The 26,401-nt window shown below is 45.7% G+C and carries 31 protein-coding genes; 11 read left to right on the top strand and 20 right to left on the bottom strand.

Annotated features, from left to right (window positions below):
- Window positions 1-3: 3 nt before the first annotated feature.
- The 3 genes from FAI40_04345 to FAI40_04355 are packed head-to-tail and all read right to left on the bottom strand — an operon-like array spanning window position 4 to window position 2,885.
- Complete coding sequence (locus tag FAI40_04345) at window positions 4-642, bottom strand: sel1 repeat family protein (protein QCE34637.1); 639 nt, start codon at window positions 640-642, stop codon at window positions 4-6.
- Window positions 643-653: 11 nt separating this feature from the next.
- Window positions 654-1,886 carry an SEL1-like repeat protein gene (locus FAI40_04350; GenBank protein QCE34638.1) on the bottom strand — a complete coding sequence of 411 codons (1,233 nt, stop codon included), beginning with the start codon at window positions 1,884-1,886 and terminating at the stop codon, window positions 654-656.
- Between the two features lie 18 nt (window positions 1,887-1,904).
- Entirely contained in the window at window positions 1,905-2,885 is a 981-nt protein-coding gene (locus tag FAI40_04355) for a sel1 repeat family protein (GenBank protein ID QCE34639.1), read from the bottom strand.
- A gap of 120 nt (window positions 2,886-3,005) precedes the next feature.
- Here FAI40_04355 and FAI40_04360 point away from each other — a divergent pair, with 120 nt between their 5' ends.
- Entirely contained in the window at window positions 3,006-3,446 is a 441-nt protein-coding gene (locus tag FAI40_04360) for a hypothetical protein (protein ID QCE34640.1), read from the top strand.
- 98 nt (window positions 3,447-3,544) lie between these two features.
- On the opposite strand, the gene FAI40_04365 is transcribed toward FAI40_04360, so the two are convergent.
- The 12 genes from FAI40_04365 to FAI40_04420 all read right to left on the bottom strand — a co-directional run bounded on the left by FAI40_04365 (window position 3,545) and on the right by FAI40_04420 (window position 14,809).
- Window positions 3,545-4,195 (bottom strand): sel1 repeat family protein, encoded by a 651-nt coding sequence (locus FAI40_04365; protein ID QCE34641.1) that lies wholly within the window; start codon window positions 4,193-4,195, stop codon window positions 3,545-3,547.
- Window positions 4,196-4,290: 95 nt separating this feature from the next.
- Window positions 4,291-5,211, bottom strand: a complete 921-nt coding sequence (locus FAI40_04370; protein ID QCE34642.1) for a sel1 repeat family protein — start codon at window positions 5,209-5,211, stop codon at window positions 4,291-4,293.
- Window positions 5,208-6,248, bottom strand: coding sequence for a sel1 repeat family protein (locus tag FAI40_04375; GenBank protein ID QCE34643.1), 1,041 nt, complete (start codon window positions 6,246-6,248; stop codon window positions 5,208-5,210). The genes FAI40_04370 and FAI40_04375 overlap by 4 nt, the downstream gene beginning before the upstream one ends.
- Before the next feature lie 33 nt (window positions 6,249-6,281).
- On the bottom strand, window positions 6,282-6,713 hold the full coding sequence (locus FAI40_04380) for a sel1 repeat family protein (GenBank protein ID QCE34644.1): 432 nt from the start codon (window positions 6,711-6,713) through the stop codon (window positions 6,282-6,284).
- Between the two features lie 30 nt (window positions 6,714-6,743).
- Window positions 6,744-8,180, bottom strand: coding sequence for a sel1 repeat family protein (locus FAI40_04385; protein QCE34645.1), 1,437 nt, complete (start codon window positions 8,178-8,180; stop codon window positions 6,744-6,746).
- A gap of 43 nt (window positions 8,181-8,223) precedes the next feature.
- Window positions 8,224-8,913, bottom strand: coding sequence for a sel1 repeat family protein (locus FAI40_04390; GenBank protein ID QCE34646.1), 690 nt, complete (start codon window positions 8,911-8,913; stop codon window positions 8,224-8,226).
- A gap of 75 nt (window positions 8,914-8,988) precedes the next feature.
- On the bottom strand, window positions 8,989-9,663 hold the full coding sequence (locus FAI40_04395) for a sel1 repeat family protein (GenBank protein ID QCE34647.1): 675 nt from the start codon (window positions 9,661-9,663) through the stop codon (window positions 8,989-8,991).
- A gap of 163 nt (window positions 9,664-9,826) precedes the next feature.
- Window positions 9,827-10,483: a sel1 repeat family protein gene (locus tag FAI40_04400; protein QCE34648.1), complete on the bottom strand. Its 657-nt coding sequence runs from the start codon at window positions 10,481-10,483 to the stop codon at window positions 9,827-9,829.
- Window positions 10,484-10,633: 150 nt separating this feature from the next.
- The gene (locus FAI40_04405) at window positions 10,634-11,623 is read right to left on the bottom strand and encodes a sel1 repeat family protein (GenBank protein ID QCE34649.1); all 990 of its coding nucleotides are present in this window, start codon (window positions 11,621-11,623) and stop codon (window positions 10,634-10,636) included.
- An 84-nt stretch (window positions 11,624-11,707) separates the two neighbouring features.
- Window positions 11,708-12,574 carry a sel1 repeat family protein gene (locus FAI40_04410; GenBank protein QCE34650.1) on the bottom strand — a complete coding sequence of 289 codons (867 nt, stop codon included), beginning with the start codon at window positions 12,572-12,574 and terminating at the stop codon, window positions 11,708-11,710.
- 23 nt (window positions 12,575-12,597) lie between these two features.
- Window positions 12,598-14,028 (bottom strand): SEL1-like repeat protein, encoded by a 1,431-nt coding sequence (locus tag FAI40_04415; protein ID QCE34651.1) that lies wholly within the window; start codon window positions 14,026-14,028, stop codon window positions 12,598-12,600.
- Between the two features lie 127 nt (window positions 14,029-14,155).
- The gene (locus tag FAI40_04420; GenBank protein ID QCE34652.1) at window positions 14,156-14,809 is read right to left on the bottom strand and encodes a sel1 repeat family protein; all 654 of its coding nucleotides are present in this window, start codon (window positions 14,807-14,809) and stop codon (window positions 14,156-14,158) included.
- Window positions 14,810-15,170: 361 nt separating this feature from the next.
- On the opposite strand from FAI40_04420, the gene FAI40_04425 reads away from it, so the two are divergent.
- From FAI40_04425 to FAI40_04440, 4 genes are all read left to right on the top strand, one after another.
- A complete protein-coding gene (locus FAI40_04425; protein ID QCE34653.1) occupies window positions 15,171-16,400 on the top strand; it encodes a PBSX family phage terminase large subunit in 1,230 nt (409 codons plus the stop codon).
- Between the two features lie 99 nt (window positions 16,401-16,499).
- Entirely contained in the window at window positions 16,500-16,733 is a 234-nt protein-coding gene (locus FAI40_04430) for a hypothetical protein (GenBank protein QCE34654.1), read from the top strand.
- 6 nt (window positions 16,734-16,739) lie between these two features.
- The gene (locus tag FAI40_04435) at window positions 16,740-17,291 is read left to right on the top strand and encodes a hypothetical protein (GenBank protein QCE34655.1); all 552 of its coding nucleotides are present in this window, start codon (window positions 16,740-16,742) and stop codon (window positions 17,289-17,291) included.
- 77 nt (window positions 17,292-17,368) lie between these two features.
- Window positions 17,369-18,079: an HAD family hydrolase gene (locus tag FAI40_04440; GenBank protein ID QCE34656.1), complete on the top strand. Its 711-nt coding sequence runs from the start codon at window positions 17,369-17,371 to the stop codon at window positions 18,077-18,079.
- A gap of 68 nt (window positions 18,080-18,147) precedes the next feature.
- Here the strand turns inward: FAI40_04440 and FAI40_04445 are convergent, their stop codons facing one another.
- Together FAI40_04445 and FAI40_04450 are read right to left on the bottom strand one after the other, a co-directional pair.
- Window positions 18,148-20,277 carry a hypothetical protein gene (locus tag FAI40_04445; GenBank protein QCE34657.1) on the bottom strand — a complete coding sequence of 710 codons (2,130 nt, stop codon included), beginning with the start codon at window positions 20,275-20,277 and terminating at the stop codon, window positions 18,148-18,150.
- Between the two features lie 142 nt (window positions 20,278-20,419).
- Window positions 20,420-20,746 (bottom strand): hypothetical protein, encoded by a 327-nt coding sequence (locus FAI40_04450; protein QCE34658.1) that lies wholly within the window; start codon window positions 20,744-20,746, stop codon window positions 20,420-20,422.
- A gap of 355 nt (window positions 20,747-21,101) precedes the next feature.
- On the opposite strand from FAI40_04450, the gene FAI40_04455 reads away from it, so the two are divergent.
- From FAI40_04455 to FAI40_04465, 3 genes are all read left to right on the top strand, one after another.
- On the top strand, window positions 21,102-21,524 hold the full coding sequence (locus FAI40_04455) for a hypothetical protein (protein ID QCE34659.1): 423 nt from the start codon (window positions 21,102-21,104) through the stop codon (window positions 21,522-21,524).
- 138 nt (window positions 21,525-21,662) lie between these two features.
- Window positions 21,663-22,115, top strand: coding sequence for a DUF2213 domain-containing protein (locus tag FAI40_04460; protein QCE34660.1), 453 nt, complete (start codon window positions 21,663-21,665; stop codon window positions 22,113-22,115).
- Window positions 22,116-22,167: 52 nt separating this feature from the next.
- On the top strand, window positions 22,168-22,512 hold the full coding sequence (locus tag FAI40_04465) for a hypothetical protein (protein ID QCE34661.1): 345 nt from the start codon (window positions 22,168-22,170) through the stop codon (window positions 22,510-22,512).
- Window positions 22,513-22,609: 97 nt separating this feature from the next.
- Here the strand turns inward: FAI40_04465 and FAI40_04470 are convergent, their stop codons facing one another.
- Window positions 22,610-22,819 (bottom strand): hypothetical protein, encoded by a 210-nt coding sequence (locus FAI40_04470; protein QCE34662.1) that lies wholly within the window; start codon window positions 22,817-22,819, stop codon window positions 22,610-22,612.
- Between FAI40_04470 and FAI40_04475 the strand changes: the two genes are divergently transcribed.
- Both FAI40_04475 and FAI40_04480 read left to right on the top strand, forming a co-directional pair.
- Window positions 22,802-23,083 (top strand): hypothetical protein, encoded by a 282-nt coding sequence (locus FAI40_04475; protein ID QCE34663.1) that lies wholly within the window; start codon window positions 22,802-22,804, stop codon window positions 23,081-23,083. The two genes, FAI40_04470 and FAI40_04475, sit on opposite strands and share 18 nt — an antisense overlap.
- A 37-nt stretch (window positions 23,084-23,120) precedes the next feature.
- The gene (locus FAI40_04480) at window positions 23,121-24,074 is read left to right on the top strand and encodes a hypothetical protein (GenBank protein QCE34664.1); all 954 of its coding nucleotides are present in this window, start codon (window positions 23,121-23,123) and stop codon (window positions 24,072-24,074) included.
- Window positions 24,075-24,138: 64 nt separating this feature from the next.
- Here FAI40_04480 and FAI40_04485 read toward each other — a convergent pair whose 3' ends face one another.
- Window positions 24,139-24,333 carry a hypothetical protein gene (locus FAI40_04485; protein QCE34665.1) on the bottom strand — a complete coding sequence of 65 codons (195 nt, stop codon included), beginning with the start codon at window positions 24,331-24,333 and terminating at the stop codon, window positions 24,139-24,141.
- Window positions 24,334-25,026: 693 nt separating this feature from the next.
- Here FAI40_04485 and FAI40_04490 point away from each other — a divergent pair.
- Window positions 25,027-25,287, top strand: coding sequence for a hypothetical protein (locus tag FAI40_04490; GenBank protein QCE34666.1), 261 nt, complete (start codon window positions 25,027-25,029; stop codon window positions 25,285-25,287).
- Between the two features lie 139 nt (window positions 25,288-25,426).
- On the opposite strand, the gene FAI40_04495 is transcribed toward FAI40_04490, so the two are convergent.
- Entirely contained in the window at window positions 25,427-26,074 is a 648-nt protein-coding gene (locus tag FAI40_04495; protein QCE34667.1) for a hypothetical protein, read from the bottom strand.
- Between the last annotated feature and the right edge of the window lie 327 nt (window positions 26,075-26,401).

The following is a 26,401-nucleotide window of genomic DNA, read 5'->3' on the forward strand; positions in this document are numbered from 1 at the left end:
AGCCTATTTTTTAGACTTTAAATCTGGATGCGCCTTATAGAGTTTCTTGAGACCTGTTTTTGCCCTTTTTAAGCCATGATCTGCTGCCTTCTGCCACCATGCTGCACATTGTACGTCACTCTGCGCGACACCTTTGCCACGCAAATAAAGACCGCCGAGATTATACTGCGCCTCAGCAGATCCTTGATCCGCTGATTTTTGATAAAATTCTAAGGCTTTAGCATCATTTTGGGGCACGCCTCTGCCATCTTCATACAGATGGCCTAAATTAAATTGTGCCTTGGCAAGTCCCTGATCTGCGGCTTTCAGCCACCATTCTGCGGCCTGTTCATCACTCTGAGGCACGCCTCGCCCTTCTTCATAAATTGCGCCAAGCGCAAACTGCGCCTCGGCTAAGCCCTGCGCTGAAGATTTTTGCAAGAGTTCCGCTGCTTTTTCGTAATTCTTGGGCGCTCCCTTCCCTGTTTCATATAAAATACTGAGCTGATATTGCGCTTTGGCATCGCCTGAAACCGCCTGCTGTTCCAAAGCAGCAAAGCTGGCAATCTCCGAATTTGGCACAGGAACAGCATTGGCTGGCAGATTTGTCAGAAAAAACGCCCCTAAGGCCAAAGCCCCCATTAAACTTCCCTTTTTCAACATTTCTATCCTCTTTAATGATGTAATTCTGGATGGGATTTACGGAGCGTTTCAAGGGCCTTCTCCGCAACGGCCAGATTTTGGCTGGCAGCCTTTTTATAATAAAGCAAAGCCTTATCATAATTTTGCGTGACTCCCTCGCCACGCTCATAGGCTGTGCCGAGGCAATATTGGGCGCTCGCATTACCTTGTTTGGCTGCCTTTTGGAAAAGCTCGACTGCTTTGACTTTATCCTGTGGCACGCCTTTGCCTGTTGCGAAAAGAACACCAAGATTGGACTGGGCAGGCGCATAATTTTTCTCTGCGGCCTTGGCGTAATAATCTGCTGCCTTGCTGTAACTCTGGGAAACCCCGTCTCCATTTTGATATAAAAGTGCTAAATTAAACTGCGTTTCTACGTCTTCTTTTTTGGCTTCTTTGGAAGACATTTTCTCTGGATTTGTAGATTTTTGTGAGGGTTCTTTTCCCTCCTGCGCTAACAGGCCGAGAAGCTCTTGCGCCTGCAAATTTCCTTGCGCCTTGGCTTTTTCCAAAAGCGCTTTGGCCTTTAGCGCATCCTTATTCACCCCATCACCATGCGCATACAGTACCGCCAAATTATATTGCGCCTCGGCGTTTCCCTGTTCTGCCGCTTTTTCTAAAAGCGTTGCGGCTTTACCGTAATCCTGCGGCACGCCTTTGCCGTCCACGCAAAGCACCGCAAGGCTCGATTGCGCCATACTGTAATTCTTATCCGCTGCCTTTTGATACCATTCTGCGGCTTTAGGATAGCTTTGGGGGACACCCTGCCCCTGTTCATATAAAAGGCCGAGATTATATTGCGCCTCTGCATTTCCCTGATCGGCGGCTTTTTGAAAAAATTCCGCTGCTTTACGGTAATTTTGTTCAACGCCTTTGCCTGAGACATAGACAAAACCTAAGCTTGATTGGGCTTTGACATCACCTTGGTCTGCTGCTTTCTGATAAAATTCTACGGCCTTTGCTGAATCTTGAATCACGCCATCGCCATTTGCATAAGCCACTGCCAAACGGTATTGCGCCTCTGCTTTGCCAGCCTCCGCCTGATGCTCCAGCGTGGGGATATCGGCGCTTCCTGCCGTGAGAAGCTTAGAAGATGGCGGAAAAGCCTCTTTGGCCGATCCAGCAAAACAGCTCGTGCCCGTTAAAAACACAGCCCCCGCCAGCAAAGCCGTTCCTGCAAAAAATTTACGCATACCTTTCTCTTTTCTTCCTCTTCTGACTTTCATAAAGTTGCCATTTTCACTTTAAGGACGCAAATCAGGCTGGGCTTGGTACAAAGACTCTAAAGCCTTCTGCGCTGACGAACTGCCTTGGCTGGCCGCTTTCTGATACAGCTCTGCCGCTTTACGGTAATCCTGAGGCACGCCTGATCCGTTGACATATAAACCGCCTAAGCACATTTGCGCCTGCGAATTGCCTTGATTCGCTGCCTGTTCCCAAAGTTCTGCGGCTTTCGCCGAATTTTGCGAAACGCCTTGGCCATTATGATAAATCACCCCAAGCGTATATTGCGCAGGACTATATCCCTGTTCCGCCGCTTTTTGATACAGTTCTGTGGCCTTGGCCTGATCCATCGCAACCCCATTACCGCTGCCGTACAAGCCAGCCAGCCCGAATTGCGCCCCGGCATTGCCTTGTCTGGCCGATTGTTCCCAAAGCTCGGCTGTGCGGAAATAATTTAAAGGCACGCCTTGCCCTTTCTGATAAAGCAGACCGAGATTATATTGTGCATCTGCATTCCCCTGCAAGGCGGATTTCTGCCAAAATTCCGCTACTTTGGCATAATTCTGGGACACCCCCCGACCCGCCCGATACAATTCTCCAAGAGCATATTGCGCCTTGTCATCGCCATGCGCTGCGCCTCTTTGGTACAGATCAACGGCTTTCGCCAAATTTTGAGAAACGGTTCTGCCAACCTCATAAAGACTGCCAAGGCTATATTCGGCTGGCGCATAATCCTGCGCAGCGGCGGCTTGATACAACGCTAAGCCTCTGGCCTGATTTTGAGGGACACCTTGCCCCTCCTCATACAAAGCGCCAAGATGATACTGCGCCTCTGCCACGCCTTCGGCCGCTTTTGCCTTTAAGGAAGGCAGATCAAGCGGTATTGTGGCAGGAGAATCTGTTGGCGCTGAAGGATATTTTTTAACATTGGACAAACAGCCCGTGCCTGTCAGGGCGATAAATCCCAGCGCCAAAGCCGTTTTTGAAAGATTCTTACGCATTTCCGCTCACCTTTCTTGCCTCCCCATTAGGGGGCTTTTTCATCATTTTCATAGACTAAAGCTTGTTTTTAAATAAAGATAGATTCCAAGGTTAAAGAATGAAAAGCTGAAAGGGTAATTATGACTGACCTCGATTTTGCTGCCTATTATGTCGAACCGCTGAGATTATTACGGTGCGATGAATATTGGGATCTGTACTCCTTCTTTCCCCACGAAGCGTCTTTGGAAGATCGACAGAAATCTCTTAATGCGCTTTATCGCTTTTACGTCTCTGGCATTATGCATTTCAAAGAATTGGCGAAGGAAGACCCGATGGGCGCTTTTGAACTTTTGGAAAAAGCCCCTCTTGCTAAAATTGATGAGGGAAAATATTTCGATGCTTGGCTCGCTATTCTCGTGAAAGGCTCGAAAGAATTTATTAACAGTGAGGCCAGCGCACTCGGCCTGCCCCTCGAGAAAGAAGCGCCTCATGCGCCAAATTTCCGAGAAAATCTTGAGGCGCTATTTCAAAAACACGGCGTTGGGTTTGAAAAAGGCAGTGTCTATCCGCCTCAAAACTAATCTCTAAATAAGCTTTTAAAACAAGAACGGCCTCCCAAAACAGGAGGCCGTTTTTAAATCCACGCTTAATATTTTTTACTTAATCTCTTTTAAAAAGACTAAGTTTGAGGGCGTAAATTCGGGTGTAATTTATAGAGTTTTACCAAGGCCTGTTTAGATTCTAAATCCCCCTGATTAGCCGCTTTTTGCCACCATTCCGCCGCTTTGGCAGAATCTTGAGGCACGCCTCTGCCCTCTTCATAAAGAATGCCAAGATTATACTGCGCCTCTTTGTCGCCTTGATCGGCAGCTTTGCCATAAAACTCGGCGGCTTTAGTGAAATCCTGCTTCACCCCGATCCCTTCCTCATAAGCAAGGCCGAGATTATATTGCGCCTGCATTTGGTCTTGATCTGACGCTTTCTGCCACCATTCGACCGCTTTTTCAGGGTCTTGCTTGAGGCCTTTTCCGCCCTCAGCATAGAGAACACCTAAATTATACTGGGCGTCAAAATTACCTTTTTCCGCTTTTTCCTGAATAGCGGAAAGGCTCGAAATATCCTCTGCCGGTGGCGGTGGCTCGGCTTCCGAAGACGCATCAGGCGTAGATTCTGCCGAAGACTCTGACGGGTCTGGCAAGGCATTTGAAGCATCTGTTGGCTGGGTAAGGCCAGATGTATAATCGTCCTCTTCCTGTGCAAAGCTGTTTGAGCTGGTAAACAGTAAGGCACTTGCCACCAAGGCTATCCCAACAATTTTCTGACGCATCATGCTCTTTCCCTTTTTCTCTCGGCCTGCGGTGAGACCTGAATATACCGATTTTCCACTTTAAGGCACAAGGTGAAATCCCAACAAGGCCTGTTCCCCTAAGCGGCTTTTTGCGCTTTCATTTTTTTAAGTTCCGCCTTGGCCTCTTCATCACCCTGATCCGCTGCTTTTTGATACCATTCGACAGCCTTTGCATGATTGCGGGTAACGCCTTTTCCCATCTCGTAAGAAAACCCTACCAAACTCTGAGAGAGAGGATCTCCCATCTCTGCGCGGTGTATCATTGCCCGCATTTCCTTAGAAGGAAGATACGCCTCATTCTCTCCAGAAGCGTCTGAATGTGCAGCAACGGCTTCCAAGGCCTCTTTAGCCTTCTCATTCCCCTGTGCGGCGGATTTTTTCAGCAGCTCCAAAGCCTTTTGGTGATTTTGAGGAACCCCTTTCCCCTTCTCATAGCTGACACCTAAATCATATTGGGCCTCTGCATCCCCTGCTTCTGCCTTTTCTTCTAAAGAAGCCTCTGCCACTTCTGTTGTTTCGCTTGAGGCGGAGGCGCTCTCGGGCGGGGCTGTTTCTTCACTTTCCGTTTCGGCTTCAGAAGTTGTTTCAGCCGAGGAATCCCCTGTATCTGAAGTCTCGTCTGTTTTTTCCGTCTCTGGCTTTGCCGTTTCCTCTGAAGGCGTTTCACTTTCAGACGCTGCTAACTCAGAAGCCTCTTCTTGGAAAATTGTTGTTTGAGCTGCCCCCTCTTTCTGCGCCACTTTGGCCTCTTCATCGTCCGCAGGCTTTGAAAACTTACCTTGAACAACGGAAACCAACGATGAGGGAACAATCGAAACAATAAGTGGCGGAAGAACAAAAGTTGGAAAAAAGGCAAAGAAACTCAAAGAAGGGCGGGCGGACTTTTCCAGCGTTTCCGCTGAGACATTTGTCCCTGCCATCAAGAGCATGCTGGCAAGAAAAAACGTCCCAATATAGGTTTGGGGGCTTCTTCTCCCCTTCTGAACTTTACGCATCATTCCTCCTCTTGCCCTCCAGCCTGTTTCAAGGCTTGGAGAAAAATATCCAGAGCTTTTATCTCATTTTTTGGCACACCTGGGGCGCCCACTTGATAAACCAATCCCAAACAGACTTGCGCAATTGAATCTCCTTGATCGGCAGCTTTCTGCAAATAAGCGATCCCTTTGGGAATATCTTGAGGAACACCGCCTTCTCCAATCACATAAAGAAGACCGAGCATGAGTTGCGCATCTCTTTCTCCAGCGTCAGCTTTTTTTGTCAAATCTGGAATCGTATCGTCCCCTAAAGAGTCCGAAACCTCTTTTTTCGGAGCCGGGGAAACGGTTTGAGCGTCCTGAACACCAGAGGTTAGATTTTCTAACGCTTTTTTAGCCTTTTTTTGCCCTTGATTGGCAGCCTTGTGCCATAATTCAATCGCTTTTTCATGATTTTTCGACACTCCTTGGCCATTCTCATAAAGAAGACCTAAATGATACTGAGCGTTTGCATTCTTCTGATCTGCTGCTTTTTGATAATATTCCGCCGCTTTCTCATAATTTTGAGGCACACCTTGGCCATTCTCATAGAGAATACCTAAATTACACTGAGCGGCTGCATCCCCCTGATTTGCGGCTTTTTGGTAATATTCGGCGGCTTTTTCATAATTTTGGGGTACGCCTCGACCAACATCATACAAAAAGCCTAAATTCATTTGCGCCTCGGCATTCCCTTCCCCCGCTGCCTTTTGATAATATTCCGCTGCTTTGGCAGAATCTTGGGGAATACCGATGAAACCTTCATTATAAAGTCTTCCCCACAAAAGATTATCAAACCCCCTATACTCTGGGTTTTCCTTAACGGAAGGAATTATCAAAAACGGAACGGTGACAATGGGGAGAAAAGTCACCACAGGGACAATCCTGACAATGCCCAAATCCAACGACCAAGCCTTTGTTTTTAGATGCGCTTGATGTGCCTGGCAATTTGTGCCCGTCATCAAAAGCGTGCTGGCAAGCAACAATGCCCCAAAGGACTTTTTGAATCTATTTAGAGGCATTTTTTAGCGTTCCGTTTCATGTTTTATCTCCTCTCAAGAACGTAGTTCTGGATGGACTTTATACAATTTTTGCAACGCCTCTTTAGCAGGCGCAAAATGCTGCGTTGCCGCCTTTTTATACAGCTCTGCAGCTTGATGAAAATCCTGTGGCAGCCCCTCAATCCCTTCTGTATAAAACAGGCCTAAAAGAAACTGCGCCTTGGCATTATCTCCCTTAGCGGCATCCCGAAACAAAGAAACCGCCTTAGCAGAATCCTGCTCTACCCCATCGCCATTCTGATAACGTATGCCGAGGGCATATTGCGCTTTGGCATCGCCTGTTTCAGCTAATTCCGTCAATGTGGAAATTTCCGAAAGCTTGCCTTCTGTTTCCGCAATAACAGCCCTTTCTCCTGCAAAACAAACCGTGCCAGTCAAAAAGAAAACTCCCGCCAGGCAGACAGAAAGTGTGATTTTCTTCCCCATAAGCCTCTGCCTCCCTGCCTTTTCCACCGCTTAATCCCGTAATTCTGGATGGGCCATATAAAGTTCTGACAGAGCCGCCTGCGCATCCTCATCGCCTTGGTCGGCCGCTTCTTTCCAAAGTTCAGCCGCTTTTTCAGAATCTTGTGGCACGCCATCTCCATTTTGATAGGCAAAACCAAGATTATATTGCGCAGGCGCATAGCCTTGATCAGCTGCGAGCTGGTAAAATTCCGCTGCTTTTTCGTGACTCTGGGGCACGCCTTCGCCATTCTCATAGGACAAAGCAAGATTATATTGTGCCTCAACATCGCCTTGTTCTGCCGCTTTTTGATACCATTCGACCGCTTTTTCATGGCTTTGAGGCACGCCTCTGCCATTCTCATATAAAAGCCCGAGATTAGACTGCGCTTCAGCATCGCCCTGACGAGCGGCAAGCAGGTAAAATTCCGCTGCTTTCACCTCATTTTGAGGCACGCCTTCCCCTTTGGCATAAAGGAGGCCAAGATTATATTGCGCAGGCGCATAGCCTTGATTGGCCGCCTTTTGATAGAGTTCGGCCGCTTTCTCAGAATTTTGAAGAACCCCTTCGCCATTTTCATAGGAAAGCGCTAAATTATGCTGTGCGAGCGCATGTCCCTGCTGGGCTGCTTTCTCAAGCCATTCAACCGCTATTGCATGGCTTTGGGGCACGCCATCCCCATTATCATAGGCAATCGCCAAATTATATTGCGCCTTGGCATAGCCCTGCTCTGCGGCTTTTTGATAATATTCCGCCGCTTGAGAGGCGCTTTGGGGCACACCCTCTCCGTTATCGTATAAAAGCCCGAGATGATATTGCGCCTGCGGATAATTCTGACGGGCTGCCCGTTCATAAAAGGCCACAGCATCCGTCTCATTTTGAGGGACACCTTTTCCCTCGTGATAAAGCCTGCCGAGATTGAATTGGGCAGGCGCATAGGCTTGGTCCGAGGCTTTTTGATAAAAATCGGCGGCTTTCGAATAGCTCTGAGGCACGCCGTCCCCATTTTCGTATAAAAGCCCGAGATTAAGCTGCGCCTGCACATCGCCTTTTTCAGCGACTTTTTCCCAAAATTCAGCAGCTTTGCCATAATTTTGAGACACACCCTGTCCATTTGCATAGAGAAAACCAAGGCTCGAAAATGCCTTAAGATCGCCTTGGGCTGCCGCCTTTTCCCAAAGGGCGAGGGCTTTGACATAATTACCCATGCCATGCGCATATAAAACGCCCAAATTATACTGGGCGTTTACATGGCCTTGATCGACCGCTTTTTGGTAAAAAGCTTCTGCCTTTGCATAATCTTGAGGCAAAACATGCCCTTTTTCATACAAAAAACCTAAATGGAATTGCGCTTCGGCATTTCCTGATTCTGCTTCCTGCTCCAAAAAAGAGATTTCCGATGCACTCAGACTTTTTCTCAGCATTCCTGCTTCCCTTTCAATGCCCATCAGGCTTTTATTTAATTTTCATTTAAGTTCGTTTTATGGATAATTACGGGCTTTTTGGGCGCAAGTCTGGATGCTGTTGATAAAGCCCTTCCAATCCCTTTTTTGCCTTTTCATGCCCTTGATCGGCCGCCTTTTGATATAGTCTTGCTGCTTCTGGCGGACTCTTTTTAACACCTTGCCCTTGAACGTAAAGGAGGGCGAGGGAAAATTGCGCCTCGGCATCGCCTTGATCGGCTGCTTTTTGGTACCATTCCGCCGCTTTTGCCGTATCCTTGGGCACACCATCCCCATTTTGATATAAAAGCCCGAGATTGAACTGTGCAGCTGCAAGTCCCTGATTGGCCGCTTTTGTCCATAATTCTGCGGCCTTGGCGTTATCTTGAGGCACGCCTTGGCCATTTTGATAAAGCGTTCCAAGCTCTAGCTGAGCAGAGGCATCTCCGCCATTTGCTTCTTCTTGCAAAGCCTTGATTTCAGCACTTTCCGCTTTATCCATGGCTTGATCGACACGCTGATCTACGAAATCTTCGGCCAAAGCGCTTGTCCCTGTCAAAAAAACGGCACTCAATGCCAAAACAGCATAAATTTGTTTTCCAAACATATTTTCCGGCCTTTCCTCACAATCCGCTTTCAAACGCAATTTGCGTATTCCATGGCGTCTACCCGTCATTAAGGTAAAAAAAGTTTTGAAAGAAGGATAGATCGTTGCAAAAACATAAAAATGGCGTGGCAAAAATCCCCGAAAAAAGTTTCTGTTTTAGAGGAGGCAATGCTCCCTTCTGGCAATAAAGATTACCTTAGGAAACCCTTAATTCTCAGAGTGCAATTTTGGATGCGCCCTGTAAAATTCCTTCGTTGCCTCTTGCACATTCGTATATTCCTGATTGATCGCCTGTTTATAATAGGTGTGGCTTTCCGCTTTTTTTTCTTCAAGCGCTTCTGCTTTTTCATTCGCCTCTTCAGACAAACGGGCGTCTGACTGAATTTTGGCCAAATCTGAAGCTTCACGGAACAATAAAGCCGCTTTATTGGAATCTTGGGGCACGCCACGCCCATTTGCATACGCATAGGCTAAAGAAGAAATGGCATAAGGATCATTTCTATCTGCCGCTTTTTGAAAATACTCAATGGCTTTCGCATCATTTTGGCGAACGCCTCTGCCGTCAAAATATAATGTGCCTAAACGAACCTCGGCCTGAATATTGCCTCTGCGGACAGCTTTATAATAAAGTTTTACCGCTTTGGCAGGGGATTTTAGAACGCCATTGCCCCTTTCATAAAAGCCCCCTAAATCGAGCATCGCCTGTTGATCGCCAGCCTTTACCCGATCCTGCAACATCCGAATTTTTTCCCGAAGCGACTTGGCATTCTCAGCAGCGGTTTGTTTTGAAGGTATTTCCCCTTGCTTAGCAGAGGCTGCAAAACAAGATGTATTTGTCAAAAAAATGGCACTTAAAGCAATGACAGCAAAATTCTTCTGCATTCCTCTTTACCTTTCATCTTTAGAAAGCCCGTCTAAGGGCTGCCATAGCCTACGCATTCTTAGTTTATGCGTACACTTTTTCTGACTAAAGCACAGATTTCCAGCTTTGCCTAATATTGATTTAAGACAAACTTTCCCTCTTTCAAAGACCAGAATGCAAAGCTCAATGTGCCATATAAAATGCCTTGGTAGCCTCTTGCACGTTACGATATTCTTGATTAACCGCCTGCTTATAAAAAGTTCGGTTAAGAGCCCTTTTTTGCTCAAAACTCTTTTCTTTTTTCTCTACTTCCGCTGCTAATTCTGTCTGTGCCTGCATGTTCTCTAAATCAATGGCTTTATGAAACAAAATAGAAGCCATATTTGAATCTTGCGGCACGCCTCGTCCCGTTGCATAGGCATAAGCAAGCGAAGAAATTGCGCAAGGATCATTTTCCTCCGCAGCCTTTTGGAAAAGCTCAACAGCCTTTGCGTCATTTTGAGGCACACCTCTGCCGTCAAAATACAGCGTGCCTAAGCGGACTTCGGCCTGCATATTGCCTCTATGCGCAGCCTTGCTATAAAGTTTTGCCGCTTTGGAAGGAGATTTTGGAGCACCGCTTCCCCTTTCGTAAAATCCGCCTAAATCCAGCATCGCCTGCTGGTCGCCTTCCTTCACACGCTCCTCTAGGGACTTAATATTCTGATTTTTCAACAGAGACGGCTTAGCCGTTACTTTTATATGCTCAGAGTCCGTTTCCAGCTGCGCTGATGCGGCAAAGCAAACAGTACTGGTAAAAAAAACGACCCCTAAAGCAACGGCTGCAAGCACATTATGCATCCCTCATCACCTTTCGTCCTTAGACAGAGCCCCCAAGGGGCTCTATGGTGTGCGCATCTTCACGCAATGCACATGGTATGGTCTTTTAACTAAAGCACAGATTGCCCCTTTGCCCAACTGTTATTTTAGACAAAAATTGTCTTGTTTAAGTTAATCCCCCCGTATAAAGTCTGGCGTGTGTTCTTCAGCTTCCGCTTTTGCCTTCGCAACGAGAATCCCAAAGGCGCTGGTTGGCTCGGGGCGCAGGGTCGGATACATTTGGTAAAGGTCTTTCAAAGAAGCCTTTGCCCGCTTATTGCCCTGACTTGCCGCCTGCCTGAAAAGCTCTGCCGCTTTTAAATAATCCTGTGTAACGCCGACACCGCCCTCATAAGCCAGCCCTAAATTAAATTGTGCTGGCACATAGCCTTGATTAGCCGATTTTTGCCACCATTCCACAGCCTTTGTATAATCCTGATGCCGTCCTTCCCCTCTGGCATAGGCAAAACCTAAATTATACTGCGCCTCGGCAAGCCCCTGATCAGCCGCCTCCTGATATAAATCAGCCGCTTTGAGATAATTTTTAGGCACGCCTCTGCCATAAGTATAAAACATGCCTAAATTAGACTGCGCCTCCGCAATCCCTTGCTCTGCGGCCTGTTGGTAAAGTTCGGCGGCTCTTTCATAATCCAGCTTGACCCCTCTGCCATTTTCATAAAAAACGCCGAGATGATACTGCGCCAGCGCATCGCCCTGCGTTGCTGCCCTTTGATAAAGTTCCGCTGCTTTAACGTAACTTTGAGGCACGCCTCTGCCCTGCGCATATAAAAGCCCCAAATTATATTGCGCCAGCGCATAATTCTGATCGGCAGATTCCTGCCATAATTCAACCGCTTTGGCATCATCTTGGGGCACACCAACCCCTTTAAAGTAAAACACTCCTAAATTATATTCGTCTGAGGGACTGCCCGCCTCGGCAGACTTTTGCACAGCCAGCAGATCGGGCGCTTTACGCCCTTCCGCAAGCACACTATTCAAACGCTTTAAATTGGTAGGGTGCAAAGGCGGAGGATGGACGGCACAGCCAGCAATGAACACTGCCATGCCAATACCACAAAAAGCGCTTAACGCCCCAAAACGCCCTGAAATTTTAAGACGCATCCCGCTTCACCTGCCCCTCTTTCCCTCTTCTTTTCGCTTCATCATGCTTACAAAGCTTTAGCCCAAAAATGCCCTCTTTTGACATCACGGCATTAGTTCTGGGTGTTTTTCGTAAAGTCGATCTAAGACCAGTTGGGCGGTATCGTATTTTCGGTCCTCGGCCTCTTCCTGCAATTTGGCTTCTTTCATGGCCTGATGATGGGCAAGGCTAAGGCCTCTTTGTGCCATCATCTCTAAATTATACTTAGCCTCTGTGTCTCCTTGATCGGCCGCTTTTTGCCACCATTTTTCAGCTTGCTGCCAACTTTGAGGCACGCCTTGCCCCATCGCATACAAGGTTGCCAAATTATATTGCGCATCCGCATCGCCTTGATCGGCGGCTTTTTGATAACAAATCACAGCTTGGGCGAGATTCTGCCTGACCCCTTGGCCATTGGCATATAAAACCCCTAAATGATATTGGGCTGACGCATTGCCTTGAGCAGCGGCCTTGGCATAAAATTCAGCTGCTTTAGCGTAATCTTGTGCGAAAACCTCCCCTTTTTCATAGAAAACCGCCAGCGCTAACTGCGCCTTATCATCGCCCTGTGCAGCCGCTTTTTGATAAAGTGCCCTCGCATGGGAAAGATCTTGCGCGACCCCTTGCCCTGTTTCATACAGAAGGGCTAACGCCAGCAGAGCAGGCGCATATTCCTGACGGGAAGATTTCTCCCAAAGTTCAACGGTTTTTTCCCAATTTTGGGGGACATCTTTGCCTTTGCGATAGAGATGACCGAGATCATATTGCGCCTGCGCATTGCCAGCTTCGGCCGCTTTTTCCAAGATTTCTTTTTCAGGGACAGGGGAAGCTAAAGAGAGGTGTTTGTGATGGTTTAAAAAGTTTCTTAAAAACTTAAAGCCTAAAAAAGCGCTTCCCGCCATAAGTGCCACAAGCAAAAATGCCATTCCCATCCCCTCCTCCAAAGAAAAACTGTTTAAAGGTCCTTATCTTCGCCTTTACTGCCTTCTGAATCAGATTCTGGCAAAATTGGTTTGGCCAGCTCAGAAGGGGAATTCACATATTCCTGTGCCCGCAACTCCGGATGCTGCACATACAAATCTTCTAAAGCCAGTTGGGCTTTTTCATCGCCTCGATCCGCCGCTTTTTTATAAAACTCTGCGGCTTTTACCAAATCCTGCGGCACGCCTTGGCCTTGCTCATAGGCCATGCCAAGCCCTTCCTGCGAACGGAGTTCTGTATGCGCTTTGTAGAGTTCCTCTAGCGCTTTTTGCGCCTTTGTATTTCCCTGATCGGCGGCTTTTTTATAAAACTCAGCCGCTTTACCATAATCCTGCTCAATCCCAACCCCTTGCTCATAGGCCTGCGCTAAGTTTAACTGTGCCAGCGCATAGCCCTGATCTGCTGATTTTTGCCAAAGTGCGACCGCTTTCGTGTTATTCTGGGGCACACCTTCGCCATTTACATAAGCATTCCCAAGATTATATTGCGCATCCGCATAGCCTCTGTCAGAGGCTTTTTGATAATATTCCGCCGCTTTAAAATAATTTTTGGGCACGCCTAATCCATGCTCGTACAAAACCGCCAGATTATAAGCCGCCTGCGCATCGTCCTGCTCTGCCGCCATACGGTACAGGCTGGCCGCTTTCGCATAGCTTTTCCCAACACCTTTTCCGTGCTCATAGAGAATGCCAAGATTATACTGCGCCTGTGAATCCCCTTGGGCGGCGGCTTTTTCAAAAAGATCAACTGCTTTGGCATAATTCTGGGGAACGCCATCGCCTTTGGCATAATCATTGGCTAGGTTATATTCTGCATCGACATTGCCCTGCGCTGCGGCTTTTTGATACAGCTCGGTGGCCTTGCCTGCGTCCTGCTGCACCCCTTCGCCACGCTCATAGAGCGTGCCAAGATTATACTCTGCCTCGGCATTGCCCCCACTGGCGGCTTTTTTATAAAATTCTGCGGCCTTAGCGTAATCTTGCGGAACGCCTGCGCCCTCTTCATAGAGAATGCCTAAATTATGCTGGGCAAGCACATGGCCGTGATCGGCAGCTTCTCCCCATAATTCGGCTGCTTTGAGATTATCCTGCACAACCCCTTTGCCCTTGGCATAGATGAATCCCAGAATAAACTGCGCTTCTGGGTTACCAGCTTCTGCTTCTTTCTGGAGCGAAGGAATATCATCGGTTGCAACCGACCCTGAAACAATTTTCGCAATTTTTGAAAAAATCCCTGGCCGAAAAAACGAAGAGGAAAGCTTTTCAGAAGGAGACGCCTCCGCAACAGGCAATTCTGCAGAAGGTTGCTGGGATTCGGATTCGGAATCTGACTCTGCCAGACAGCTTGTACTTGGCAAAAACACCGCCCCAAAAGCCAATGCTACACCAGCAAGTTTTTTTCGCATCCTTGTTTCGCCCTTTATCTTTCATGCGGTTTCGTCTTCTTGCAGAATCTTTTACTCTCTGTTCTAAATAACGCCCCATTCTATCTATAAAAACAACAAAGACAACAGAGTGACTCACAAGCGCCTCTTAATGATGCAGTTCTGGATGGCGCTTATAAAGCGCCCTTAAATTGACCGACGCCCCTGCGACATTCTTTTCGATCGCTTTGAGATAATATTCTACCGCTTTTTCATCATTCTCTGCGGTGCCTTCCCCGATTTCATAGGCTTGAGCGACATTATACATCGACTGGCCGTCTCCCTGATCAGCGGCAGCCTTAAAAAGCGCAAAAGCTTTCTCATAGTCAAACGGGACGCCTCGACCGCTATGATAGAGAACAGCAAGGCTATATTGCGCCTTCATATTGCCTTGCGCTGCTGATTTCTGCCACCATTCCGCCGCTTTCATCTCGCCGAAAGGAACAGTGCGCATATCCTCACCGTGAATAATGCCTTTCAAATCCTTTTTAGAGACATCTTTCTCATTGGCAGGACATTCGCCGCTCGCATAGCAATCCCCAAGGTCATACTGCGCTTGAGCATCCCCTTCCTCCGCATTTTTCCGAAGGCGGGCAAGCTCGGGGTCTTCCTCAGACTGTAAAACAGAGGTTTTAAAATTTTTATCTGTCTGCTTTTCCTCAGCATGGACGGCAAAGCACGGCATACTAATGACAAAAACAGCCCCTAAAATGAGAGAAGACGTACCTTTTTTACGCATATCCAAACGCCCTTTTCCTAACATAACCCCGAGATAGCCTCTTTCTTTGCATAAAGCGTTTAGAGCTTAAAGCGTGTCTTCTTACAAAGCCAGCCTTTAATAAGACACTTCTCTTTTCGCAAAAAACAACATTCACTTAATTTAAAAAATCCCAGAAATCAAATCTTTCTAAGCCGAGAATGACTTTTTCTGCTTTTCGTTCTTGCATCTTAAAAGCAAACATACGATAAGGAGGGCGCAAAGGAATAGACGCAATTTGTTTCGTTCCCTTGCTGATTATATGATTAAATATATTCATTAAAAAGGCCTCTGCTACCCCCCACCCCGGCAGAGGTCTTTTTTTATCTTTGCTTTCTGGGAAATCGCTTTTCACAAAGGCTTTTCCATGAATCTTTCTATTTTACACAGTTACGCTGCCCGTGTTTCCCAGCCTCTTTTAACTTCCAAAGCCCGCTATCTTGGCGTTTATGGCGGACGCAGTTCTGGCAAATCTCATTTTTTTGCAGAGCTTTTAATCAAAAATGCCCTCTCACGTCCTGGCTATCGGACCGTCTGCGTGCGTGAAATTCAAAAATCTATCCGTTTCTCCGCACGACAAACCCTTATTGATAAAATTCACTATCTCAATCTCGGTGCTTTTTTTGAAATTCAAGAACAATTTATCCGATCCCCTGCTGGCGGTATGATTATCTTTCAGGGATTGCAGGATCATAATGCAGATTCTATCAAATCCTTAGAAGGGTTTGATCTCGCATGGATTGAAGAGGCGCAATCTATCAGCGCACGCTCATGGCGCTTATTACGTCCAACAATCCGCAAAACAGGCTCGCAAATCTGGGCGAGTTGGAATCCTGAAAGGCTCGACAGCCCTATCGACCAGTTTTTCCGGTCTCCGCAAGCGCACGAAAATAAAAATATTTGCGCTGTTGAAGCCAACTGGCGGGATAATCCCTGGTTTTCCGAAGAACTCTCCCAAGAACGGCAATTAGATGCACTGCTTCTTGACCCTGCGCATTATCAGCATATTTGGGAAGGTGGCTATCTCTGCCATTCCGAAGCACTCATTTTTCAGCGTAATCTTTTCTTAGAAGAGAGTTTTGAACCGCCCCATAAAATACGTTTCTATTTCGGTATGGATTTTGGCTTTTCCCAAGACCCGACGGCCTTTATCCGCTGTTGGATTGTCAAAGACAGCCTCTATATTGATTATGCGGAAGGCGCTCAGCAAATTGAACTTGACCATCTTCCTTCGCTTCTTAAAACCATTCCAGAGGCCGAGAAATGGCCAATTAAAGCCGACAGCGCTCGGCCAGAGACAATCTCTTATCTCGCACGGCAAGGATTTAAAATCAGCGCTGCCAAGAAATGGGCAGGTTCAGTGGAAGATGGCATCGCCCGCCTCAAAGCTTTTAAAGAAATCCATGTTCATAAACGGGCTTATAAAATTGCCAAGGAATTTCAGTCTTATGCCTATCAGACAAACCGTCTCACAGGCGAGATTCTGCCTCTGATTGAGGATAAGAACAACCATTGGATTGACGCGCTGCGCTATGGGCTGGACAGCTTTATTCAAAACCAGCGCCATCTGCCTAAAATCAAAAATTTTCGGCTCTAAAGGGCAAAAGAGTGTTTTGCAATCTTTCGCAATATCAGATAATTCTTATCTTAAGAGAAAATAAATTAGAAAAATCTAATTTAAAAATTGAGGTGTAAAATGAATGCTTTCTTAAAAGGATTTTCAAAAGTTTTTTGTGGAAATTTCTGCGCCTCTCCTCGCATGCCTTTGCGAAACATTTCACCAGAAATGACGCAACAGGAACTTGTACAGAAATTCCCTTCCGTTTTCTCCAATACCATCCTAAATGAAATAGAAAATGATTTTTTTCCTGTCGTTCGGATTAAATTGGCGAAACGAGAAGAAACAAAACCAGTACAGCATACGGTCTAATAATCTATGCACGAAGCGTCCCCTAATCCCCCACCGAAAGAGATAGAGGTTTCTCTTGAAAGTCTGCCAGAAGAAATTCGTACAGAAATTCATGAAAAACTAGGGGCTTCTTCTGCTTCTGAAAACGTAAAAATTGTTGGTGTTCAACGGACGATGCGGAGTGCGCCATTACCAGCACCAGAAGAAATCCGTGAGTATGAATTGATTTGTCCTGGCGCATTAGATCGTCTCATAAAACTTCAAGAAAAGAAATTAAAACTCGCTGAAAAAGACCTTGATATTCAATCTGGTGCGATTCAAAAAAGCCTTTTCTGTAAAGAATTAGAAATCAATCATGCCGCTCAAAGTGAAAAACGTGGCCAATGGATGGGGCTGTGTGTTTCCATTTTAATTATGGGAGCAATCATTTTTGCCATTTTTCAAAAATGTGGTGCAGGCACGATTGCTTGTCTTGCCGCAATTTTTGGTGGGGGATTAGCAACTGTCTTTTTTGCGAATAAGACAAGCGCTCCTTCCAAAACCAATGATTCTGAAACCACCTCCGAAAAAAAAGAATAAATTACTCTCTTTTAAAGCTTTTTCGCATCGGATAATAATAGGCTAATGGTTTTTATATTCTGCATTAGGTAACCTCATTGCCCTTTTCCGCCATTCCGTTTGAGAAACTTAAACTCATTGTTTTTGATGTTGATGGGACGCTTTATCCGCAGTTTCCTATTCGGCGAAACATGGTTGTCCGCCTATTATGGGAACTGGTGAAAAACCGCTCCTTCCGCACCTCTAACATCATTCAAGATTACCGGCATTTGCGTGAAAAATTTGGAGAAGACAATACGCCTGATTTTTCCGCCAAAGTAAAAAAAGAAATTCAGGCCAAATACCATCTCAGTTCTGACGAATATGATGTCTTTATCGAAGAGTGGCTGTATGAAAAACCGCTTTCATGGCTTGTAAATATCCGTTTTCCAGAAATGGAAGACGTCTTTGAATTTCTAAAACAGCATAAAATTAAAATCGGTATTCTCTCTGATTTTCCTGCCGAAGATAAAATTAGCAAGCTCCATCTGACCGCTGACTATATTTACTGGGCGGAAGATGCTGAAATTCAATCGCTCAAACCCAATCCGAAAGGCCTCTTCTATCTCATGGAAAAAGCTGGCGTTACAGCAGAAGAGACGCTTATGATTGGCGATCGGGACGATCGGGACGGGGAAATGGCGCGCCGTGCAAACGCCCATTTCTTACTCAGAGGGAAACCCAACAAAAAGACCGTCAATAAGGAAGCCTATTTTATCCATTGGGGCTATTTCCTTGATCATTTAAAGGCCGCCTTTAACGAGAAATAAGCCTGATTTCTCAAGCTTATTTCTCTCAAACAGCAAAAATTAACGGCCTGAAGAGGATTCACAGAGACTTAAAAAGTCTCTGTATTTTCCTCAATCTCTTTCTTTTCCTGAGAGGCTGTTGGTTTAGAGGTACTTCTTGCTTCCATTCTTGATCCCGGTAAGGCCTTCGTGACATCGCCTGATTTCATAGCGGCATCGCCCGGAACAGAAGCCCCATTGGCTTCAGGAACAGGTTTTGCCTGTGGATCAACAGATGTCCCATCCCCTTCTGTTGGATTGGTTGGAATTTCCGAACTGTCCGCAAGGGCTGCGCCACTTGTCCCCTGCGTGTCATAATCCTGTGAGAAAGGATTATCTTTAGACGTATTACTGCCATCAGCCGTTTGAACAGGGGCAGAGGTTGGCAGGCTATTATCTGCTTCTGGCCCTGCTGGCAAAATGACTTCTTCACTATCATTTGCAGAAGCCTGCGTATTTTTTGGATCTGCCATCATATCCTGATCCCCATCATCATTGGAATCATCCTCTATGATTGGCGCACCATTTACACTTTGCGTGGACTGATTATCCTTATGGATATTGGAATTTCGGGCAATCGCACCTTGCTGTGCTAAATCTTCTTTTTTCTCTGCGGAAACGGTTTTGTTAACGGCCGCATCCACCTTGCTTTTTTGAGCTTTAGCAGTGGCACTTGCACTCGATGCCTCTGGCAGAGGATCCGCTGGCGCAACCTGCTCAGAGTCTTGCGCCTGATCTTTTTTAACTTCCGCTGGCTCGGATTGTGTGCCCTCTGGCTGTTTTTCGGCTGTTTTTTCAGCCTTTTCTTCATCTGCTTTGGCTAAAGAAGCCAGCTCTTGGGCATCATTCGCATCTTTATCAGAAGCATCTCCTTGAGAAGCATTAGGAGAATCAGAAGGCAGGACAGACGCACTTGCATCCTTTACGGCACTATTTTCCTCATCCTCAGCCATATTGCCAGACGCATTCACAGGTGTCTGTTTTAAAGGAACAGGCGTTTCCGCAACTATTTCTGCTGGGGCTGATTTCTTCCCTTCTGCCTTCGTTTTGGCAGGTTTCGCAGGTTTAATCTCATCGGCAACCTGCGCCTGCTCATCTGTTTCTTCTAATTTTTGTTCTGTATTGCCGTCAATCAGTGCTGGTTTTGGCTGTTGCGCATCAGGACTAACATCCTCGTTCTCATCCTGATTTATATTGCCATCTGGCTTAGGCTCAACGGCATTGGCACTTTCCGCCACGGCTTCTGGCTCAGATACTGTGCTAGAATTTTCAGGATTTTTATTCCCCTCTGCCTCGAGTGCCTCTTCTGGTTCAGAAGCTGGCGCTGGTGTTTCTGCAACGCTTTCGGCTTTCTGAGCCTCTTCCGCTTTAGCTTCTTCTTGTTGAGAAGAGGTTGAGAAAGGAGATTCCGCATAATCGCTGGTATCTTCCTGCTGAAGTTGTTCCTGCGTCTTGGTATTGTCGCCAGCAGGGCTTTCGGTTACAGGGCTTGTTAAATGCTTCTGCCAGAAAATAATCACAATAAAAAGCAACAGCATTCCGACACAAACAAAGGTCAAAATGGTTCGGCCATTATTGCCCCCCTCCCCTTCAATTTTAAGTTTATGGCGGGCAGGCGAGGGAACAGAGCTTAAAATTTGCAACTCATGATGCAGCATCACATCGCCGAGCATCGTGCCAATCGCATCACAGCTAGGATCAGGTGGCAAACGGGAAAGCCCATTGAGATTGTTAAAACCCACCTCAATTTGCAATTTTTCCTCTGCAGTCAGAAGATAATCTGGATGATCGGCGGTGATGAATTCGCATTCTTTGGGGGTCAAAGCAGGAATTACAGGGGTTGCTTTGCCATCTCCGAGCTGACTGAGATTGATTTTCATCACCCGTGTCAGATAGACAAATTTTCCCTCTGCATTTTTCCCCGTGGGAACAGAAATAATTAAATAGCCCTCAGCGCCTGCAATCCTGTAAAACCGCCCAAGAACAGAACCCTCCTTCTGAAAATGCGCAGCACGTCCAGAGCCAATCCCCGTAATCGTTCCCTCTGGCATGCCGAGATTTGGAACAACATCTTGAAAAGATTTAATCTCCCATCCGGCTTCCTGTTCTGAAGGAAGGAGAACCTGTAGAAAAAAAGCCTTCGTATAATTGGGTAAAATCAGGATATTATCGGGGATCATGTTTCCTCATTAACTTAACTTTGGGCCTTTAAGTCCTCTTATCGGCGCAGGCTTCTCTTGTTTCTCTATCATACCCAGAACGTATAATAGAACAATCTTTTTTAGAAATTTTTCACGCTATTGCTTTACGCCCACACCGATTTTATCTCAGCAACGTATCTGTGGAGACAAATTCAGGGATAGGCGTGCCAAAACTGGGCGAACCTGCTGGCACTGTTTTAAAACAGACCACTCCTCGAAAGGTTCTTTCAATCTGATAACCTTTATCCGCTGGCGCTTCGCTATCAGGGTCTTTTGAAAGAGGCTGATTAAAATCAGGCGGATCGAAATAAAGGGGCGCTCCATCCTCTCCAGCAAACAAAACAGGGGTTGGCAAGTACCACACCAAAGCCAGTAAAAAGCAGCTTACACAAAGGAAAAGAAAAAAGCGGACGTAAAAAGGTTTTTCTTGCAAAAGAACGTGTCTCATCTCCCCTTTTCCTCCGTTTTTAATATCATAGATGAAGGCACAGGATACGCGCCCTTTTCGGTTATTTTAAGCCGAACAGCGCAACATCACAAAAGAAAAAAAAGCACTTTGTAAAAAAGCTATAAAAGTCCCTTGACGGGCGCACCACATGCTAAATGTTATAAAAATCTACAATGTGATTGTTTTATGCTTTTTTAAAAAGATTAAAGCAGGTTTTCAAATCTCCGTTTAGCGTCTGCTAAGCGGTTTTTTTATGTCTAAAATTCCAAAACACACACTAAAATTCTTATTCAAACTTAATCTACAAAACTAATCTACAAATCTTTCCCTTATAACACTTTATTAAGAAATCCTTATGAAAACGCTATCTCAAAACCCAATTTCCGCAAAAGCGGATAAGGACGACGCACGTCCAGACCTCACCAAACAATTTCTTCAAACACTCGAAGAAATGCACTTACCTCCCAACAAATTAGAAAACCTCCTTCAAACAGCCCTGAAAACACTGGGAAAAGGAGAGGACAGCACACCGCCATCGGCTTTGGACGAAGCCAATCTCGACCTTTTGCGCCAGCAATGCGCCGAGATCCAAAAGGCCAAAGAGGCTGTCCGCCCCTTGGCAGGTCAGATTTTTGGCATGGATAGCGCCTCTCCCGAAGCGATTTACCGCTATGGGCTTTCCCAAGTCGGCGTGAGGGCTGAGAAGATCAATTTAGAAGGACTTCAAGCCCTCACCCTGCGGGAAGTCAATGCACGCGCCCCGCACCCCAAACCATAGCGCAAGATCAGGCGATACTGGAAACAGATGAAAGCCGTCTTGCAAAATTTTTCGGAATCTCAAATTCAAATAAATAAAAATAAACTTAAATATTCCTAAATAAAAAATTAAATTTAATCAATAAGAGACAATAATGATATGACCTCCCAAACGCTTTCACAGCAGGAGGCGTTTTCCCTTGCCTTTGACCGAATGGGTTCCGTTCGCACCTTTGACGAGGATGGTCGCCTCAATGTTCATTCAACCCCTATTTCAAAAGCCTGCGTTAATCCGTATCGGGGCGCAGAAATTCCCAACTATCAAAAACTTGGCCTCCAGCCTAATAAAATCTATCAGCTTTTAAAATGCCCAAAAGCCTTAGCCGAAGCCGCACCTTCCTTTAACTCTCTCCCCGTTTTAATGGAGCATGTTCATGTTTCTGCTAAAACGCCCCATAAACAACTGGTCGTTGGCGCAACAGGCAGCCAAGGCGTATTTAAAAAACCTTATTTGGAAAATTCCCTTTCCATCTGGGATCAGAAAGCCATTGATAAAATCCATCAAGGCGAACAAAGGGAGCTTTCCTGCGCCTTCTTCGTCTCCAGACGCTGAAAAAGACACACAAAATCTTTCAAAATCCCCTCCTTTATCAAGAGATAATGCTATGGAAAATACACCACAAAATACAGAAAATGAGGAAGAAGATTTAGACGATACAAAAGAGACGGAATGGGAAAATACCCCATCCTCTCTGCCGTCTGAACTTATTCCACTCGTGAGTGCGCATCTCAAGGTCGCTGGTCTGCCCGATGCTTTCATCTCACAAATTCATAAAACGGCTCTCGGAAAAAACTTCAAAGAGCCACCGACATCCCAAGAGACAGAAGACTCAGCGACAAGCGGTAAAAAGAAAAACTCCGCCCCAAAAGCCGACTGCGCCTCTGATACAGCGCTTGAAGATGATGAAACACGTCTTGAGCGTGTTTTTAGCGTTTCCCGCCATAAATAAACGAAAATCTTATTTCAATTAAACTAAATAAAAAAACATGAACGAAAATAAATAATATAACTTTTCCAAATAAAATTAACTATTCCCTTCCTTCTGGCTATGCGGGCGATATTGCCTCTGCCAATCCACGCCGTTCGGCCATTGCGCCAGAAGCTGGTTTCCGTGCGGGTCTTTCAGGTCTCACAATCGGCCGTTTTGGCTGGTTGGAAGAAGACGGCATTTCCGTCTCCAATACAGCCCCTGCCAGCGATGCCAGCGCTATCCCTGTTGGCTTTTTGTCCTTCTGGATATGACGGCCATTCTGCAATCCTTAAATGAAGAAGGCTCTATCGTTATTCCTGCTGGATTTCCAGCGCCCCTCATGACAGGCGGCGATTACTGGGCGGTCTCCACTGCGGACACGAAAGCAGGCGATCCCGTCTTTGCTAATCCTGCGGACGGCACGTTAGCAGCCTCTGGCATAGCAACAGGCTTTAGCGTTTCCCGTGGCGGAAATGCAGGCGACATCATTATGATTTCCGCCCCTTGTGCGCCCATGCCTGCTGCCCAAAGCGTTCCAGCAAAATCCTAAAATCAATCTTACTTTTACACTAAAAGATACTTCAAAAATGACTAAAAATTTTAATCTCAATCTTGCAAATTTCCAGAAAGACTATCCTATTTTACAGCGTAAATATGGCATCAAACTTTCGGATACAAAGCGTTTCTCCAATGAAAGAAGCGCCCTCGGCATGGATGCCGATCCTACGTTTCAGCCTCTTACAGGAGCTTCCAGCGGTGTGCCTGCGGTTGTTACAACCGAAATTGATCCGCAGGTTATCCACTCCCTCATTGCGCCTACAAAATCCGAAGAGATTTTCGGGGCTGAAATCCGAGGCGACCGCACCACACGCAATTATCTCTTTCCTGTTTTAGAAAATGCAGGCACAACGGCTGCCTATGGCGATTTTTCACAGAACGGTGACAGCGGCGCAAATGCCAACTGGATCAACCGCCAGTATTTCCCCTATCAAACTTGGGTCAAATATGGCGATTTGGAAACCTCCCTCATGGCCGCTGGACAGATTCAGCTCGTTAATGAGCTGCGCCTTTCTGCGGCAATGAGCCTGAACAAGCGTGGAAATCTTATCAATCTCTATGCCGTTTCTGGTTTACAGAATTATGGGGCTTTAAACGATCCTTCTCTGCAGCCTGCGATCCAGCCTAATCCAAAAGCTGGCACGAATGGCGCAACGGTGAGCTCTTGGGACGCTACCGAAGATCCAACGGCGATTTATACCGATATTCCTGCCTTGTTTAAGCAGTTAAACATTCAGATGATGGGCAATATCGATAATAATTCCAGCCTGACGCTTGTCTTGCCTTCTGAACTTTCACAGGTTTTAACCTATACGAACTCTTTTGGCATTACCCTTGAGGAAATGATTAGCAAAGCCTATCCCAACATGCAGATTAAATTCCTGCCAGAAGCTGGGATTGAAATGTCAGGCGGTTATAATAAAACACGCTTTACCATGCTTTTTGCAGAGGAAATTGACGGGGTTCGCTCTGTTCAGACCTAATTTTGTCGATAAGCTCATTGCGCACCGCCTAGAGGCTTATTCCACCTATTTCCGCCAGAAATACTCACAGGCGAGCTGGGGCACTGTCTGGAAGCGCCGAATGGCCTGCGCCATCATGATGGGGATTTAAAAAATGAGCGATAAAATCACTGTTTTCTGCCGTCTGCCAAGCGGCATTATTCTCTCCCTTTTTCCAGAGGGGGGAAGCACAGAGCCAATCCGCTGCTAATAAAAGCCAAAAGCTCGTCTTAAATCCCATGCGTGCGCTCCAGCGTGTAACCCTTCATGGGGCAAACTCATCAAAGTTCTGGCTCTATTTCAGAACCATTTTATTTTTAAAAAATCCCTGTTTTCTGCATATATTTAGAATATCTAAAAATAAAATGTTGCATTAAATGTCTCTTATTATTTTTAATGAAACTTAAAAAATGCTCAAAAAACATCAAAAAAACAGAATTTAAAACCAGAACTAACCTTATTTTAAAGTGTAAATCATTAAAGCAAATTATAGCAAAGATCTTAAAGAGAGTTAGGCAAATAACTCCCTCTAAAATTTTTGCGATTAACAAGGCAAAAAATAAACAGCTTTCTCAATTAAAGAGGCTTTTTCTGTTGTTTTTTTAGAAAAAAGACGCTATAAAATAGTTACAAAGACGAATTAGCGACTTTGTAAATGACTAATGGAGACACAAAATGAAAACTTCTCTTAAAATATTTAAATGGATTGTAGAACTGGTCGGATTGGTCGGCGGGTTAATCACAATCTACGATAAATTTTTCAAGTAAGAATTTTCAGGGGAGGGATTAAAACCTCTCCCCACTTTTGGGAGATGAGACATGAAAAAGATTGAGAATTTTCTTGATTGGACAAATAACAGCGCAAAAGGCCTGCTTTTCTTCATTGGATTAGGGCTGATTATCGCTTTCCTGATTATTTACTTTAGGGGGTAAGATGTATTTAGAAGATGAACGTTTAACGCCTAAAGGCTTAGAAATTGCAGGACAGGCGCTTTTTGGTAAGGAACGCTGGAAGTCACCGCTTGCATCTATCTTAGGTCTTCAATCAAGCAGAATTAGGGACGTTGTAAGAGGCGCAAGGCCTTCCCCAGTTGGTTGGACAGAGGATATTTTAAAAGCGCTGGAAGAACAGTCTCAGAGATGCCTTGAAGCCAAAGAGGCGCTTGAAAAAGAAATGAAAAAAGAGAGAGAATAGCCAGAATTTTGGTTTGTATTCTGCCCTTTTTTCTCCCTATACATTTAGATGCCCATAAAAAAACGCCCTTTTCCGAATGGATCTGGGCGTTTTGTTTATCTTATCAAAAAGCATTTATTATTTCCTATCAAGCATGCACTCAATCTTTCCGCCAAAATCTAACAACCTTCCCATTTATCCGCTCTTGGAAACATCTGTACCCTATTGATTTAAGAATAATGATTAGGCGTATCTGTATTTTCTTGTCTGGATTTCGATAGCCCAGCGCTTCGGCCAGAATGTAAAGCGGAAACTCTTTTCTGCCTTCCCAGATTGTATTTTTAAGATAGTTATGAAGTCCTTTATTCAGGGCATCTATCGTCCGCTCTTGGAGAACGTCCTTTATTTGTACCGCATCTCTTAACTTCTCTATCTCCTCTTTAAGATAAGCTGGTTCCCATGTTTCAAAAGCAGGATTTTCCTGAAAGATTGCAAAAGCTTCCGCCCAAAGCTGGTCTCTATTTACCTCTAACCATTTATAATTTAGAGGCTTGCTTATCTGAATTGGCATGAAGCGTCTGTTTCCTGTTGGGTCTTTTAAAAACTCATCTTCATTGCTTGTTCCAATCAAAACGCAACGCCTTGGAAAGTCTTCCGCATAGGTCGCATGAGGTAGCCTGTAATTATCAATCTCACGGCTTATAAAACTCTTGGCGCTGTTATATGAGGCTTTCCGCAGGGCTTCCAATTCGCAAAATTCAATGCCCCATTTACCAAGGAGTTCTATGCAGGCGTCTTTGTCTTTGATATTTGCGGATAAGTCTTCTTTTGCCCACTGCCCGAAAAGCTTTTTTCAAAAAGCAATACGCCTACAAAAGCGCAAAGAGAATTTGAAAATTCTCCTTTTCTTTTTTTCAAAGATTATCAGCGCTTTCAAAATATTCTCAAGGCGCATGGAGCGTATGGTGCGACCACTATTCGAAGCTTTTTCCTTTAAAAAGCCCCTCTTCAGAGGCTGTTTTTAACGGCGCATGGGATTGCTCCCAAGAAAGACTTTATTTCCAAAAGCTGGAAGCGGCCTCAAACGCCGATGCCTCCCGCTTTGCCGACCGTCCTCTCGCCCAAGACGACAATA

Source organism: Acetobacteraceae bacterium (genome assembly GCA_004843345.1).
Classification (GTDB): domain Bacteria; phylum Pseudomonadota; class Alphaproteobacteria; order Acetobacterales; family Acetobacteraceae.